The following is a 14,786-nucleotide window of genomic DNA, read 5'->3' as shown; positions in this document are numbered from 1 at the left end:
GTCTTGTCTTTCGCTACAGGTGTCATTGTGCCAGCGCCCCTTTGCGCGCCGAAACAAAGGCGGCTTCACCGATTTCGCTCCAGCCGGCGACATCGCCGATGAAGAACAGATACCCGTCAGCCACATCGGCGCCGAGGTTGCCGGACCCGAAGATGTCCGACATCACCTGACTGGCCGCAGCGATCTGCGCGTCCCAGATATCGGCGGGCATGTCGTGGCGGGTGATCGCATCGCCTGCGGCCTGCAGGGCCACGGCGCTGTCATGCATGGTGATCGTGCGGTTCATGCCGTGTTCGGCCATGATGCAACGCTCCACGATGCTTTTCTGGGCGTCCGACATCGCATTCCACGTTGCCAGATTGATCCCGACCGACATAGCGGCAGAGGGACGTCCGGCGTTGGGCGTGGTCATATGCGGGAAGGTCGCAAGCAGGCCTTCGGCCTCCATCTGCGCGACGCTCAGGCCTTCGAACACATCGAGGCTGGCCAGATCGACAGCTTCGGCGCGGATATCGACGACGTTGCCGACACCCATCACGCGCATGGCGTTCACACCCAGCCCGATCGACCCTGCGGCAGCACCGGTCAGATCACCCAAGCCGGTCAGCGGGGCCTTGGACCACAGCGGCAAAGGGCCGTCGTCGCCGATCATGAAGGCTTTGACGCCGTATTCATCGCCCAGAAGATCCAGCAGGAAGCGGCCGTCACCGGCGGACATCCAGCCTTCAAGCTCGCTTGGGCTCATGCCGCCGGGCATGGCGGAAAAGATGCCGAAAGCGGGGTTTGTCCCGACAAAGGCCTCTGTGGCGGACAGGTACATATCGGACCCGCCGGTGGACACGGTATCCAGAAAACCGGCCGCCTCGGTTGTGGGGCTTTCGGTGACAGAGACCGTGATCGTCCCGTTTGAGACTGCTGCCAGACGCGCACCAAGCGCACGGGCCGCATCCGGCCGGTCGGTGACACAAGACAGGGTCACGGCGGATTGCGCCTGCGCCGTCTGTCCCGCGACCACCATGGCACCCAAGCCGGTGCCGAGTAGGGTTCTGCGTTTCATCGTTGATCTTCCTTCGATCGCTTGCCGGGCTGGACCCTGTCCATAACCCGAAGGATTATTCTATCTGGGATGTGGTCGCTTTGGCGGATCAGCGCAGCCACACTTCCACGCGGCGGTTGCTTTCGCGCCCGTCAGCGGTGTCGTTGCAGCCCACGGGTGCCAGCGGTCCATAAGACGCGACCGAGGTCCGCCCCGCCAGCACATCACCGCCCAGCGCCGTCACCAGCGCGTCGCGCACCGAGCCTGCACGCAGCAGCGCCAGACGTTCGTTCAGGTCGAAACGGCCCACGTCATCGGTGAAGCCGATGATCAGGATGTCGCGGTTGCGCGCGGCAGGGCTGTTGAGGAAATCGACCATACGCTGCACGTCTTCCAGCGCCTTGTTGTCGAGGTTGGCAGAGCCGGTGGCAAAGCGGAAGGTCGTCGACAGACGTTCGGCCGTTGCCAGTTCACGCGACAGGTTCTGCACGGCGGCCAATGTCGCACCGGTGCTGGCCGACAGGATCGCCGAGGTCATCCGCGTGCCTTGCAGGCTGATCGGCTGGGCCACGACGCTCTGGTCGACATAGCCCACGCTCTGGATCAGTGGCTGTGCGGCGGGCGATGTCATGAAGTTGAGGAAAGAAGTCTGCGTGCTCGTCAGATCGTCATCGCCCGTATAGGCATAGACACGACGGCTGAGCGGGTATTCTTCGGCCTTGATCGCGAAATCGGTGGCATAGGCCAGCGGTCCGCAGGACTGACGGATCGGCAGCACTTCAGCGCTGCCTGTCTCGGACACGGTGGCGATCGCGATGGCGGTCGGATCGGCCATGACCGCAGCGGCGGCGTCGCTGTCGTCGTTCACGCGTTCGGCGCTGGCGCGCACGCGGGCGCGGTTGGGATCAAGCACCAGTTCCGAAAAGGCGGTATCGACCGAGGACCCCTCGGCAGGCAGCACCATGCGGATCGGGGCATTGTCGCCACCCAGTTCCGACCAGTTGGTGATCCGGCCAGAGGCCACCAGTGCGAGGTCTTCGAGCGAAACGGAGCGGACCGAATTGGTCGGGTGTACGATCGGCACCAGCGCGTCCAGCGCGACGATCCGTTCGCGGCTGACGTCGCGCAAGTCGGTGCCACCGGCGGCAACCACTGTCTGCGCGATGGCCACAGGCACGGGCACCTTGGTCAGCGCTACGTCGATCTGGTCCTGCACCAGCTGGACAAAGGCATCGTCGGCATCGCGCACGGCGACATTGACCGCCCCTGCGGCGCTGTTGGTCTGGGTGTCGAGCATATCGATGCGGGCCACAACGCCTTGATCGTCGGGGACTGACAGGCCCGACAGGCTGCGTGTGCTGGCAAAGCCGTTGACCAGCGCTTGCAACAGCGACGCGGTCTGCGCCTCGGTAACAGCCACGTTGAGGTCAAGATTGACCGACATCTGCGGGCAAGCTTCGCCTGCGCAATTGGTCGCCAGACGCGACAGGCGCAGCTGGCCGATATCGGTGTCGAGCACGAAGATTTCGTCATCAAACGAAACAAGCGTCCCGCTGATCGTGACAGCGTTGTCTTTGCTTGAAATCGTGACTTCCTGCGCATTTGCGATCAGGGGCGTTGCAACCAGGCAGGTCGCAAGCGCCAGTTTCTGTCGGAATTCTCTCATCTCTATGCCTCGGTACTGTTGCTGGCCCGGCGTGATGCCGGCCACTCGTATGAGGCAAAGCGCTAAAGCGCCATTTGGGCAAAAAGATGATACAAATGCGTCATGTTGGCTGATTGTTTCCAAACCGTACGTTATCCCACGGCGGCACGCTATCTTGCGCGAATCCACGTGTTACGCACCAAGCTCCGAGAAACAAACACGGCCTCCGCTCTGCCCGCCCTGTCATTCAGGCAGCATTGTGACATGATTGGGAAGCTGGCAGGATAAGATGGAATGTGCGGTGGCAGACGGCGCATCTCCGGAAAGGAACAAGACTATGATTATCGGCCATATCGGCGCGCGCGCGGGCAGCAAGGGCGTGCCGGGCAAGAATTTCCGCCTTCTGCACGGCAAACCGCTGATTGATTGGTCGCTCGATCAGCTTTTCGCCTGCAACCGCATCGACCACGTCGTCGTGTCGACCGATTCGCCGGAAATCCACGCCCATGCAGTGGCGCGCGGCTGTCTGGATATCGGGCTGCGGCCGGCGCATCTGGCAACCGATACGGCGGCAAAATGGCATGTCTGGCAGCATGCATTGGCGGAAGTAGAGAAACAGACCGGACCGGCGGATGTGTTTGTCGATCTCGACTGCACCTCGCCGCTGCGCTTGCCGCAGGATATCGAGGCAGGGCTGGACCTTTTTGCGCGCGAAAGGCCCGATATGGTCATGTCCTGCGTGGAAAGCCGCAAGAACCCCTATTTCAACATATTGGAGACCGACGCGACAGGCGCGCTGCATGTGTCCAAGCCACTGCTCGGTGGTGTGGTCGCGCGCCAGCAGGCGCCGCAGGTCTATGACCATGTAGGGCTGGTCTATGTGCTGCGCCCCGATTATCTGCGTGCGGCCGCGGGCCTGTTCGAGGGCCGCGTCATCCCGCTGGTGTTGCCGGTCGAACGGGGCTTGGACGTGGATAGCCCGTTTGATTGGGAGATCATCGAATTCCTGATGGGCCGCCAGATCGCGCAAGGCCTGCGCTGACGGGGTGCGGCTGCGCCGCAAAAGGGGCTATGCCCCTCCCCCGGACGGGGTCCGGGGTTCACCCCTGAGTATTTCTGGAAAAAAGAAGTTGGGGGCGCGGGTCTAGCGCCAGCCCTGCCACGGCCAGAGCGCGGCCTGTTTTTCGGCGAAACTTTGGGTCAGCGCGTCGCGGTCGTATTCGTCCCTGATCCAGTCGGCGATCCCGATCGGGGCCTCGGCCGCGCGCGCGGCATAGACGTCGAGGAAATGGTCGAGGATGCCGGTGCTGGTCCGCCGGATATGCACATAGCGAAAGGACAACTGCCGCCGCGCCTGCGCGATGCTCGCCCCTTCGTGCTCCAACAGGTAGATCGCCGCGGCCAGCCCCGTGCGGTCGGCACCCGATTTGCAATGCATCAGAAAGGGGCGTTCCATTGTCACGAAAGCATCAAGCAGATCCAGCAATTCGCGGCGGGCGGGCGCACGGCGGGCGGCCATCTGCACATTGACCAGCGTCAGCCCGAGATTTTCGCAGCTTTCGACCTCGAACAGATAATGTGGCTGCTTGGCCTTGCCGCGCAGGTTGAGCACGGTCTTGATGCCCGACTTTGCATAAGCGGCAAAGCGGGTGTGGTTGGGATGGTTCGACCGGTAGACGCCGGGAGCGACCTGATCGAAATTGTGCCAGCGCCGCCGCAGGATGCCGTGGTCGAGCCAGTCCAGATGCCACTGCGACCGCCGCCGTTCCGCCGGATCGGTGATGTCATGGCCAAAGGAGTTGCGGAACTGCTGTTCCTTTTGCTCGAGCATTTGTTGCAATTTGCGAAACATGCGGGCCCTTGGTCGCTGCTGTCGGGCTGACTTGGACCAACTGGGCGCGCATTGCAATCCCACGCACGAATTGCCCCGCCGTTTGAAACCGCCTAGAAAGCCTCTGACACCTGAACCGGAGACAGTCATGGACATCGCAGGCCGCAAGATCGGACCCGAGCACCCGCCCCTTGTGATCGCCGAGATCGGCATCAACCACGGCGGCGATCTGGCCGTGGCCAAGGAAATGGTGCGCCTTGCCGCCTTGTCTGGCTGCGAGATGGTCAAGCACCAGACCCATATCATCGCCGATGAGATGACCGAGGAAGCCAAGCAGATCTTCCCGCCCAATGCCGATGTCTCGATCTGGGAGGTGATGGAGGCGTGCGCGCTGTCGCTGGACGAGGAAGCGGAGCTGAAGCGCTATACCGAAAGTCTGGGCATGATCTGGATTTCCACGCCGTTTTCGCGGGCGGCAGCGGATTTCCTGCAGGAACTGGACGTGCCTGCATTCAAGATAGGGTCGGGCGAGGCGGACAACCTGCCGCTCATCCGCCATATCGCGCGGATGGGTAAACCTGTCATCATGTCCACGGGCATGCAGAGCATCGAGAGCATCCGCGCCTCTGTCGCCATTCTGGACGGCGCGGGCATCGATTATGCGCTGCTGGAATGCACGAACCTTTATCCTTCCCCGCCCGAGATCGTGTCGTTGCAGGGTGTGACCGACCTGCGCAATGCCTTTCCGCGCGCCGTGATCGGCTTTTCGGACCATTCGATCGGGCCGGATATGGCGCTGGCCTCGGTCGCTTTGGGCGCGTGTATTCTGGAACGGCATTACACCGACACCCGCTATCGCAAGGGACCCGATATCATCAATTCGATGGACCCCGCCGAGTTGCGCTATCTGATCGACCGCTCGCGCGAGATCCACACCGCGCTGCGCAACCCCAAACAGCGCACAGCGGCGGAAGAACCGGTTTACCGGTTCGCGCGTGCCTCGGTCGTGGCGGACCGGGACCTGCCCGCGGGCCATGTCATCACAGAGGCCGACATCTGGGCGCGCCGCCCCGGATCGGGCGAGATTGCGGGCTATGATTTCGACAAGGTGCTGGGCCGCACGACCACGCGCGCCCTGCCCCGCAACACCCAGCTCAGATGGTCCGACCTGGATGGCTGAACTGACCCGCGCGGATCTGGGGGTCTGGCTGATCAATCTGGACCGCGATGCCGAAAGGCTGGCGGGCATGCAGCGGCAGCTGGAGGCGATGGGGCTGGCTTACACGCGATTTCCGGCGATCTATGGCAAGGACCGCGCCGAAGAGCTGGCCCAACGGGTCGATGCCGCCGCCTATGCGCGCAACATGGGCCAAGCGATCCTGCCGGGCAAAATGGGCTGCTATGCCAGTCATGTCGCGGTCTGGGAGGCCTTCGTCGCCTCGGATGCCAAGGTCGCGCTGATTCTTGAAGACGACGTGGTGTTCCATGACGATTTTCTGGACAGCCTTGATGTGGCACTTGCAGGGGCCGCACAATGGGACACGCTGCGGTTCAACTGTATCCGCGCCAAGCTGCCGGTGTCGCAGGGGCGGCTCGGGCACTACCGGTTGAATGCCTATCTGGGACCGTTCACGGGCAATGCGGCCTATCTGTTGCACAAGGAAGTCGCGCGGCGGCTGCTGCCGAACCTCTGGCCGCAGACCCGCGCGTTTGACCATGAGTTGAACCGCTTTTTCCACCATGATTTCCGCCAGTTCGGGCTGGAGCCGTTTTCGTCCCATGTTGATGACGGTGGGGTCAGCGCGATCACGGGGACGGAGTTCGGGCTGGTGCGGAAATTCCCGTGGTATCGGCGGCTGCCGCATTACCGGGTGAAGGCGGGCAATTACCTGCGCAGGGCGTGGTGGCTGGCGCGCAAGGGGCGGATTTGGCCGCACGGGCGGCAGGTCGATTAGGGGATGACATCCGACATCTTTCAGCTGTCCGGCCTTTTGGCACCAGAGACTACGTTCGGCACCCGCGGGCTGCCGCGCGGAGTAACCGTAAAGACGCAGGACTTTTGGGAACGATATGACAGAAGCACATTGATCTATGATTGTGTCTGGCTGCCGCAGGAAAAGGTCCTGCGCCTGTATCTGCCAAAGCCTATCGGGTTTGCCACGCAGCTGAAAGCATCGCGCTTTGCGCTTGATGGCGAGACTGTCAGCATCGCACATTGGCGCAGGTTTCGACAGTATGACGAGATTGATTTCACGGCGCCGCAAAAGCCCTCGCAGCTTGAAGTCGTTACGACGACAGCGTCATCGTCGATTTCTGTGAATGATAATCGATCGGATATCTTTGCAGGCCGGAACGTCCTATATACGATGTTGCGCAACGATGACCTGCGGTGGGTCCATGACTGGGGCCTCGCCCATCAGCGCAATCATGGAACCGATGCAATCCTGATCGCTGATAACGGCAGCACTGCCTATTCTACGGCTGAGTTGTTGCAGACAATTCAGTCAATTCCCGGTATAAAGGTGGCGCACGTCTTGGATATGCCCTTTCCGTACGGGCCATCCCCGCAAAGTTGCCGCGGCGTCGGATTGACGCAGTTCCTTCAGACAGCCTGCCTGAATCTCTGCAGGGATAGGTTTTTCAGCACGGCGCGTGGCGTCCTCGTATGCGACGTCGATGAACTTGTCTTTTCGCGGGATGGGGAAAGCATCTATGACGCGACGGCGAATTCACTCACCAAGTACAAGACGTTTCATGGCCATTGGCGGTTTGCCAATGCGGCAGCCGACGTGTCGCGGCACAAGGATCATGTATTTGCGGATAAAGGCACGGGGCTGTGCGCCAGCAAATACTGCATTGTGCCGGACAGTGTTTTCGGGCGCATGTCTTGGTCAGTGCACAGTCTTGAAAACGTCAACCGTCGTATCTTCCGACCAGGCAAGAGGTTCGGGTTTTACCACTGCCAAAGCATCAGCACGTCCTGGAAATCGCCAAGACATGCAACACCGGCAAATCACACCAAGATTGATCCGGCAACATCCACGTTTCTGGATAAGACTTTTCCGACACCTGTTTAGCGACAGGCGTCAGCGTCGCGGAAACCTGACCTTCATGATATCCCCGCCATGGCGATTATAGCCGTTCACGAAAGTGAATGAGCGGGTGATATGCTTGAGCAGGCGGAGGACCACCTTGCGTTTCCAGAGCTGCTTTGCCGGAGCGCAGATCCTTACCGGCAATTCGGGATAATGCTTCGCAAAAAAGCGCCGCGCTGTTTCGCGGAAGCGGATCGGCAAGGCGCCGTTCGGGTCGGACCAAGGCTTAGCACCCGTCACAAAGTGAACAATCTGCGGATCGATGAATGTATCGAACATCGGCCTGACAATCGCCCATTGCCAGTTCCACGCGGGGTGCAATTCGGCCCAGTTGTCCAGCAAAACGATATTCAGCAAGGTCTGATCCAGTTGCAACAGCGCACCTTCGTGCTTGCGGGCAGCGGCGATGCACTGACTGCGGAGGGCCTGTTCGCGAAACGCGGCTGTATCGATCAGCAAAACACCTGCATTGAAATAGGGGCCAGAGATGCCGACAGCGGTTTGGTCCGGCGTCGGGTGGCGCGGATGCTTGGCCTTGGTGATATCCATGCAGGCGCCGACAGGTCGCCCTGCAAGGTCGAGAGTAAAGACATCGCCTAATGCCTCTCCTGCCACGAACACATCACAATCCAGATAAAGGATACGGTCGTAGTCGGTGGCAAATGCCTCTGGCAGGGCCAAGCGAAGATAGGTGGCAATCGTCAGGCGTTTTGACACCGGCATTCCGTCAAAGGAATCACCCACATCGATCCGGCAGATCCGGATGTCCTGACCGTCCAGCGCAGGCGGCATGTCGAGCGCGTCCAGCGACGCGATGCAGATGTCATAATCCCGCTCCGGGTTGTTGCGCAGCAAGGTGTGGATCGCAAGCGCCGCGTAAGGCAGGTAGTTCTCGTCACAGCAGAACACGACCGCATGTCGTGATTTGGCAGGACGATTTTCCGCAATAACCCGGATATCGGTCATGTATTGAACAGGAAATGCAGCACGTCGCCGTCCTTGACGGTGTAGGTCTTGCCTTCCGCGCGCATCTTGCCCGCCTCTTTCGCGGGCAATTCCCCGCCAAGGGTGACAAAATCATCATAGGCGATGGTTTCCGCACGGATGAAGCCGCGCTCAAAGTCACCGTGGATCACGCCGGCGGCCTGCGGCGCGGATGTGCCCGCTTTGATCGTCCAGGCGCGGGCCTCTTTCGGGCCGACGGTGAAATAGGTCTGCAGGTGCAGCAGGGCGTAACCCGCGCGGATCAGACGGTCGAGGCCCGGTTCCTCCAGCCCCATTTCGTCAAGGAACATCTGGGCCTCATCTGCATCCAACTGGCTGATTTCTTCCTCGATGCGGGCAGAGATCACGACGGATGAATTGCCTTCGGCTGCGGCCATTTCGGCGACGCGCGCGGATTGGCTGTTGCCGGACCCGGCGCTGCTTTCTTCGACGTTGCAGACGTAAAGCACGGGCTTGGTGGTCAGCAGTTGTAGCAGACGCCATGCTTTTGCATCCTCGGCATCGACGGGCACGGTGCGCGCGGGCTTGCCGTCTTCCAGCGCCTTTTGCGCGGCTTCCAGCAGGCGGACCTGTTGCACGGCATCCTTGTCGCCGCCTTTGACCTTGCGGGTCAGGTTCGCCAGACGGCGTTCGATGCTTTCGAGATCCGCCAGCATCAGTTCGGTTTCAATCGTGGCGGCATCCTCGACGGGGTCAACGCGACCTTCGACATGGGTGATGTCGTCATCCTCGAAACAGCGCAGTACATGGGCGATGGCGTCACATTCGCGGATATTGGCAAGAAACTGGTTGCCCAAACCCTCGCCTTTGGAGGCCCCTTTCACAAGGCCTGCGATATCGACGAAGGTCATGCGCGTGGGGATGATCTGCTTTGATCCGGCAATCGCGGCGAGCTTGTCCAGCCGCGCATCGGGCACGGCGACATCACCCACGTTAGGCTCGATGGTGCAGAACGGAAAATTCGCAGCCTGTGCGGCCGCTGTTTTCGTCAGCGCGTTGAACAGCGTCGATTTGCCGACATTCGGCAGACCGACAATCCCCATCTTGAAACCCATGCCCGTCTCTCCTTTGATCCTTGCGCGCTTCTAGGGGGCTACATGCGGGGCTGCAAGCATTTGTCGGGTCATTCTGGCGTGGCGCCCCACACCGCAGCGCTGAGTCCCGGGTTCGGGAATAATTCGCGATCCAATCGCTGGTGGCCCTTTTCTTCAATCACGGTCGGTGCTTCGCCAAACAATGACCGCCCCAAACCCGCCTGTACGTCCGGATCGGCCAATCCGGCAAAAGCCAAAACCGTCGGATAGACGTCCACCATGCTGGCAAGGCGATCAACCACCATACCTGCCGAAGCGAACGCCGGCTCATAACCGACCCCAAAAATAATGAATGTGTTCTCGCGCTCTTCAATAGAGAAATAGCTGCGCAGTGCAGGGTCATGGTTCAAATGGTCCGACAACAGAACCACGACAGTTGGTCGATCACCGCGGGTTGCAATCACATGATCCAGAAAGACCTGTGTGCTTTGTAACGTGCATTTTATTGCCGCGACAACATCACTTGTAGTCTCTGCTTGGCCGGAAGCGGTGCAATCACCCGACAGCAGCGATGTTTTTCCGTGAGGCCCATATGTTTCGACTGTGAGTAGTATTGGCTGGTCTGACCCAATAAGTCGATCATAGACCCGAGTAGCTGCATCAAACACCAGTGCATCATCCAGAATAGGGCCGGAACGTGCATCGCGAAAAACAGCCGCTGGATATTGGCTTTCCATAGCTGCGTAATCCGTGACATCAAAAATGCTATGCGTCCTTAAAAAATGATCCATACCACCAAAAGCCTGCACACCGCCAAATACAAAAGCATTTTGATAGTTCAACCGGTGTGTCAACGTGCTGAGGCACAAGTGGTCACCCAAAAATTCGAACTGCTGTTGAAACCCATATCTGTTTCGCAACCCATTCGGAACAAGCGGCAAACCACATTTGGTTGCTACAATACCCGCAAGCGACCAGCCAGTACCGCGTATTTGGCGGACATTCGAAAAGGTGACACCTTTATCGGCATACTCGTTCAATGGAGCATAGATATCGCCAAAGATATCTTGCCTTCCATAAGCACGCTCTAAACCCTCCAAGTAAATATAAATTATATCAGGGCGAATTTCAGGTTCCAGTTTGACTTCGGGCTCTCGAAGAGCAAACTGGAGATCGCTTTCAATCTCCGGATGAAGTGCGTAGGCCCATGCAAAACGAAGCGCCGGGTTAAAGGTGAGCAAGACAGCAAACGAAACAATTGCAAAAAATCGTGGAAGACCGCTTATACTACCCAGTACGTATCCGGAGAGAATAATCGCAAATACTGCGAAAACGGAGGCGAAGATTTCGAGTTCAAATCCGCGCAACGTGGTCCCTTCCACCCCAAATTGCGTGTGAAAGACCAACGAAAGTACATCGAAGCTCCCAAAGACGCGAACGATGGTCACAAGAGGGATCGATATCAAACCAAGGAAAATAGAAAAAATGATCAATTTGCTTGGTTTTCTGACGATCTTTTCCCGTGCAAGAACGACTGCCACCAACATGATGACGGCCATACTGATTATTAGATCGGCAGCGACAAGAGTCGGCATCATGATCAAAGCCACCCCACACATCGCAAGGGAAAAGAGTGCGATAACAACGGCAATATACTTTATTTTCTGCAATTTTGATCCTAATAAAGTTTATGCTTCTTGCTACGGGCAGTTTGAAAAACATCCGGGACTGGCAAGATCCCATTGATCTTTGCTCCCATGTGCCCCACACGTTCTGCAAAGACACACGGGGGTGGATATGACCAGAATCGATGCCAAATTCAAGCAGTTGCGGACCGAGGGGCGCAAAGCCTTTGTCGCTTATGTGATGGCGGGCGATCCCGATTACGCCACGGGGCTGGAGATCGTCAAAGGTCTGCCTGCCGCCGGTGTCGATATCATCGAACTGGGGATGCCGTTCACCGACCCGATGGCCGATGGCGAAACGATCCAGCTGGCAGGCCAGCGCGCGCTGGCGGCGGGCCAGACGCTGGAAAAGACGCTCGATTATGCACGTGCGCTGCGGCAGACGGACAACACCACACCCATCGTGATGATGGGTTATTACAACCCGATCTATTCGCGCGGTGTGGACCAGTTTCTGGGAGATGCCGTGGCCGCCGGGATCGACGGACTGATTATCGTCGATCTGCCGCCCGAGGAAGACGACGAGCTTTGCATTCCCGCGCAAAAGGCGGGCATCAATTTCATCCGGCTGGCCACGCCCACGACCGATGACAAACGCTTGCCCAAGGTTTTGGAAAACACATCCGGTTTCGTCTATTACGTCTCGATGACCGGCATCACCGGCACCGCCGCAGTACAGACGACCGAAGTGGCGCCGGAAGTGGCGCGGATCAAGGCGAAAACCGACCTGCCCGTGATCGTCGGCTTCGGCATCAAGACGGCCGAGGCTGCGCGTGCTGTCGCGCAGGTCGCGGATGGCGCGGTCGTGGGATCGGCCATCGTGGACCGCATTGCGCGGGGTGACAGTGTCGCCGATGTGCTGGCTTTTGTGGCCGAACTCGCGCAGGGCACCCACGCCGCCTGAGCCATTGCAACACCTCTCCGGATCGGTAATGTATCTTTACCAATCCGGGGAAAAGCCATGCCTGTCATCACCACCATCGCCGACCTCAAGCGCCTGCACAAACGGCGCACACCCAAGATGTTCTATGACTACGCCGAAAGCGGGTCTTGGACCGAACAGACGTTCCGCGAAAACACCTCCGATTTCGACCTGATCCGCCTGCGCCAGCGAATCGCGGTGGATATGACCAACCGGACGACACAAAGCCAGATGATCGGGCAGGATGTGGCGATGCCGGTGGCCCTTGCCCCTGTCGGATTGACGGGGATGCAATGCGCAGATGGAGAGATCAAAGCCGCCAAAGCAGCCGAGAAATTCGGCGTGCCGTTCACCCTGTCCACCATGTCGATTTGCTCGATCGAGGATGTGGCCGAGAACACAACCAAACCGTTCTGGTTTCAGGTCTATACCCTGAAAGACGACGATTTCATGCAGCGCTTGTTCGACCGCGCCCGCGCGGCGGGCTGTTCGGCCATCGTTATCACGCTGGATCTGCAAATTCTGGGCCAGCGGCACAAGGACCTGAAAAACGGCCTGTCCGCGCCGCCGAAATTCACCGTTGCCAGCATGGTTGACCTTGCCACCAAATGGGGCTGGGGCATCGAGATGCTCCAGACCAAACGCCGGTTCTTCGGCAATATCGTGGGCCATGCGAAAGGTGTGTCGGACCCGTCATCGCTGTCGTCATGGACAGCAGAGGCGTTTGACCACGCGCTTGACTGGGACCGTGTGGCGCAACTGATGAAGATGTGGGGTGGGAAGGTGATCCTGAAAGGTATCCTTGACGCCGACGATGCGCGCAAGGCCGCGGCGCTGGGTGCAGATGCGATTGTCGTGTCAAACCATGGCGGGCGGCAGCTCGACGGCGCACTGTCGTCGATCCGCGCGCTGCCTGCGATCCTCGATGCTGTCGGCGACAAGGTCGAAGTGCATTTCGACAGCGGCATAAGGTCGGGGCAGGATGTGCTGAAAGCGCTCGCGCTTGGCGCGAAAGGCACGTACATCGGGCGCGCCTATATCAATGGGCTGGGGGCCATGGGCGAGGCCGGTGTGACCAAAGCGCTCCAGGTGATCCACAAGGAACTGGACACCACGATGGCGCTGTGCGGGCGGCGGGACATCAATGATGTGGACCGCGATATCCTGCTGGTGCCAAAAGATTTCGAAGGCGCATGGATGTAGGCGACGGCGCGAAAGCCCCTACAACCGTGGGGAATTTGCATCGTTTGCCGCTTTTCTATCGTCGGCATAACATGAATTGATTGACCGCGACCAAATCTCGCATATGGCTGACGTGATCGTCGGGGCCGCCGCAAGGCGACCCGGTCGTCAGATCGTAAACCATAAGCGAGGAATAATGATATGCGTATGACCAACGTACTTGCGACAGCCGCCGCTGTTGCCGCCCTGTCCACCACCGCTTTTGCTGGTGGCCTGTCCCCCGAAGTCATGGAAGCCCCCGTTGTGGCCGTTGAGCCTGCGCCTGCCGGTTCCTCGATCAACCCCGCGTTCATCGTGGTTGGCGTTCTGGCTGCCCTGCTGATCGCCGCTTCGCTGGACGACGACGAAGACGAAGTCGAACCACAGGTCTGAATTCAGACAAGCGACGGATGATGTCGAACGCATCATCCGTCATTCCGCGTAGCGACACGACCATTTTTGCCCGCAGCGAGTGACTTGATTGGTTGCCTTTGCTGTCCCGCTTGAACGGTCCTGATCGCAAAGCAGTACTTTACAACAAGGAAACTCAAAATGCGTATGACCAACATCCTTGCGACAGCCGCCGCTGTTGCCGCCCTGTCCACCACCGCTTTCGCTGGCGGCCTGTCCCCTGAAGTCATGGAAGCCCCCGTTGTGGCCGTTGAGCCTGCGCCTGCCGGTTCCTCGATCAACCCAGCTTTCATCGTCGTGGGTGTTCTGGCTGCTCTGCTGATCGCCGCTTCGCTGGACGACGACGAAGACGAAGACGAAACAACGCCACAGTAACAACTGGCGACAAACGACGGGTGATGTCGAAAGCATCATCCGTCACCCCGCCTAGCGACACGCCTTTTTGTGCCCCGCAGCGAATGACCTGACCGGTTGCCTTTGCTGTTCCGCTTGAACGGTCCTGATCGCAAAGCACTTTAAAACAAGGACACTCAAAATGCGTATGACCAACATCCTTGCGACAGCCGCTGCTGTTGCCGCTCTTTCCACCACCGCTTTTGCCGGTGGCCTGTCCCCCGAAGTCATGGAAGCCCCCGTTGTGGCTGTCGAGCCTGCGCCTGCCGGTTCGTCCATCAACCCCGCGTTCATCGTGGTCGGCGTTCTGGCTGCCCTGCTGATCGCCGCTTCTCTGGACGACGACGACGACGAAGAGTCTAACGGCTAAGGCTAATTCCGCCTGAATGCCTATTGTTATCAAGCCGCGTCAGAGAAATCTGGCGCGGCTTTTTCGTGCCGGACGGCGTGCAATCGGGGCGCATACCGGCTTTCTGGCCCGATCAGGGGCAAAATTTGTTGACTGACC

Annotated in this window: 15 protein-coding genes; 9 read left to right on the top strand and 6 right to left on the bottom strand. The window is 59.4% G+C overall.

The window, feature by feature from the left end:
• Positions 1-22: 22 nt before the first annotated feature.
• Both VCK47_RS15865 and VCK47_RS15860 read right to left on the bottom strand, forming a co-directional pair.
• Positions 23-1,057, bottom strand: a complete 1,035-nt coding sequence (locus VCK47_RS15865) for a hypothetical protein (protein WP_322891524.1) — start codon at positions 1,055-1,057, stop codon at positions 23-25.
• A gap of 88 nt (positions 1,058-1,145) precedes the next feature.
• Positions 1,146-2,702 carry a phosphate ABC transporter substrate-binding/OmpA family protein gene (locus tag VCK47_RS15860; RefSeq protein ID WP_322891525.1) on the bottom strand — a complete coding sequence of 519 codons (1,557 nt, stop codon included), beginning with the start codon at positions 2,700-2,702 and terminating at the stop codon, positions 1,146-1,148.
• Between the two features lie 316 nt (positions 2,703-3,018).
• Here VCK47_RS15860 and VCK47_RS15855 point away from each other — a divergent pair, with 316 nt between their 5' ends.
• On the top strand, positions 3,019-3,723 hold the full coding sequence (locus tag VCK47_RS15855; RefSeq protein ID WP_322891526.1) for an acylneuraminate cytidylyltransferase family protein: 705 nt from the start codon (positions 3,019-3,021) through the stop codon (positions 3,721-3,723).
• Positions 3,724-3,825: 102 nt separating this feature from the next.
• On the opposite strand, the gene VCK47_RS15850 is transcribed toward VCK47_RS15855, so the two are convergent.
• On the bottom strand, positions 3,826-4,533 hold the full coding sequence (locus tag VCK47_RS15850) for a tyrosine-protein phosphatase (RefSeq protein WP_322891527.1): 708 nt from the start codon (positions 4,531-4,533) through the stop codon (positions 3,826-3,828).
• A 127-nt stretch (positions 4,534-4,660) separates the two neighbouring features.
• Between VCK47_RS15850 and VCK47_RS15845 the strand changes: the two genes are divergently transcribed.
• From VCK47_RS15845 to VCK47_RS15835, 3 genes are read left to right on the top strand one after another with little or no spacing between them, the layout of a single operon-like run.
• The gene (locus tag VCK47_RS15845) at positions 4,661-5,692 is read left to right on the top strand and encodes an N-acetylneuraminate synthase family protein (protein ID WP_322891528.1); all 1,032 of its coding nucleotides are present in this window, start codon (positions 4,661-4,663) and stop codon (positions 5,690-5,692) included.
• Entirely contained in the window at positions 5,685-6,467 is a 783-nt protein-coding gene (locus tag VCK47_RS15840) for a glycosyltransferase family 25 protein (protein WP_322891529.1), read from the top strand. The genes VCK47_RS15845 and VCK47_RS15840 overlap by 8 nt, the downstream gene beginning before the upstream one ends.
• Positions 6,468-6,470: 3 nt before the next feature.
• The gene (locus tag VCK47_RS15835) at positions 6,471-7,589 is read left to right on the top strand and encodes a hypothetical protein (RefSeq protein ID WP_322891530.1); all 1,119 of its coding nucleotides are present in this window, start codon (positions 6,471-6,473) and stop codon (positions 7,587-7,589) included.
• A gap of 9 nt (positions 7,590-7,598) precedes the next feature.
• Here VCK47_RS15835 and VCK47_RS15830 read toward each other — a convergent pair whose 3' ends face one another.
• From VCK47_RS15830 to VCK47_RS15820, 3 genes are all read right to left on the bottom strand, one after another.
• On the bottom strand, positions 7,599-8,573 hold the full coding sequence (locus VCK47_RS15830; RefSeq protein ID WP_322891531.1) for a glycosyltransferase family 8 protein: 975 nt from the start codon (positions 8,571-8,573) through the stop codon (positions 7,599-7,601).
• A complete protein-coding gene (gene ychF, locus VCK47_RS15825) occupies positions 8,570-9,667 on the bottom strand; it encodes a redox-regulated ATPase YchF (RefSeq protein ID WP_322891532.1) in 1,098 nt (365 codons plus the stop codon). The genes VCK47_RS15830 and ychF overlap by 4 nt, the downstream gene beginning before the upstream one ends.
• Positions 9,668-9,735: 68 nt before the next feature.
• Positions 9,736-11,316 carry a sulfatase-like hydrolase/transferase gene (locus VCK47_RS15820; protein ID WP_322891533.1) on the bottom strand — a complete coding sequence of 527 codons (1,581 nt, stop codon included), beginning with the start codon at positions 11,314-11,316 and terminating at the stop codon, positions 9,736-9,738.
• 127 nt (positions 11,317-11,443) lie between these two features.
• On the opposite strand from VCK47_RS15820, the gene trpA reads away from it, so the two are divergent.
• The 5 genes from trpA (at position 11,444) to VCK47_RS15795 (ending at position 14,648) form a co-directional block, all read left to right on the top strand.
• Positions 11,444-12,235 carry a tryptophan synthase subunit alpha gene (gene trpA, locus VCK47_RS15815; protein ID WP_322891534.1) on the top strand — a complete coding sequence of 264 codons (792 nt, stop codon included), beginning with the start codon at positions 11,444-11,446 and terminating at the stop codon, positions 12,233-12,235.
• A 57-nt stretch (positions 12,236-12,292) separates the two neighbouring features.
• A complete protein-coding gene (locus VCK47_RS15810; protein WP_322891535.1) occupies positions 12,293-13,456 on the top strand; it encodes an alpha-hydroxy acid oxidase in 1,164 nt (387 codons plus the stop codon).
• A 186-nt stretch (positions 13,457-13,642) separates the two neighbouring features.
• Positions 13,643-13,867 carry a hypothetical protein gene (locus VCK47_RS15805; RefSeq protein ID WP_322891536.1) on the top strand — a complete coding sequence of 75 codons (225 nt, stop codon included), beginning with the start codon at positions 13,643-13,645 and terminating at the stop codon, positions 13,865-13,867.
• A 159-nt stretch (positions 13,868-14,026) separates the two neighbouring features.
• Positions 14,027-14,260, top strand: coding sequence for a hypothetical protein (locus tag VCK47_RS15800; RefSeq protein ID WP_322891537.1), 234 nt, complete (start codon positions 14,027-14,029; stop codon positions 14,258-14,260).
• 160 nt (positions 14,261-14,420) lie between these two features.
• Positions 14,421-14,648 carry a hypothetical protein gene (locus tag VCK47_RS15795; protein WP_322891538.1) on the top strand — a complete coding sequence of 76 codons (228 nt, stop codon included), beginning with the start codon at positions 14,421-14,423 and terminating at the stop codon, positions 14,646-14,648.
• Positions 14,649-14,786: the final 138 nt, after the last annotated feature.

This window comes from Yoonia sp. 72, assembly GCF_034652275.1.
In the GTDB taxonomy this organism is placed as follows: domain Bacteria; phylum Pseudomonadota; class Alphaproteobacteria; order Rhodobacterales; family Rhodobacteraceae; genus Yoonia.
This window is presented reverse-complemented; position numbering and strand designations above follow the sequence as displayed.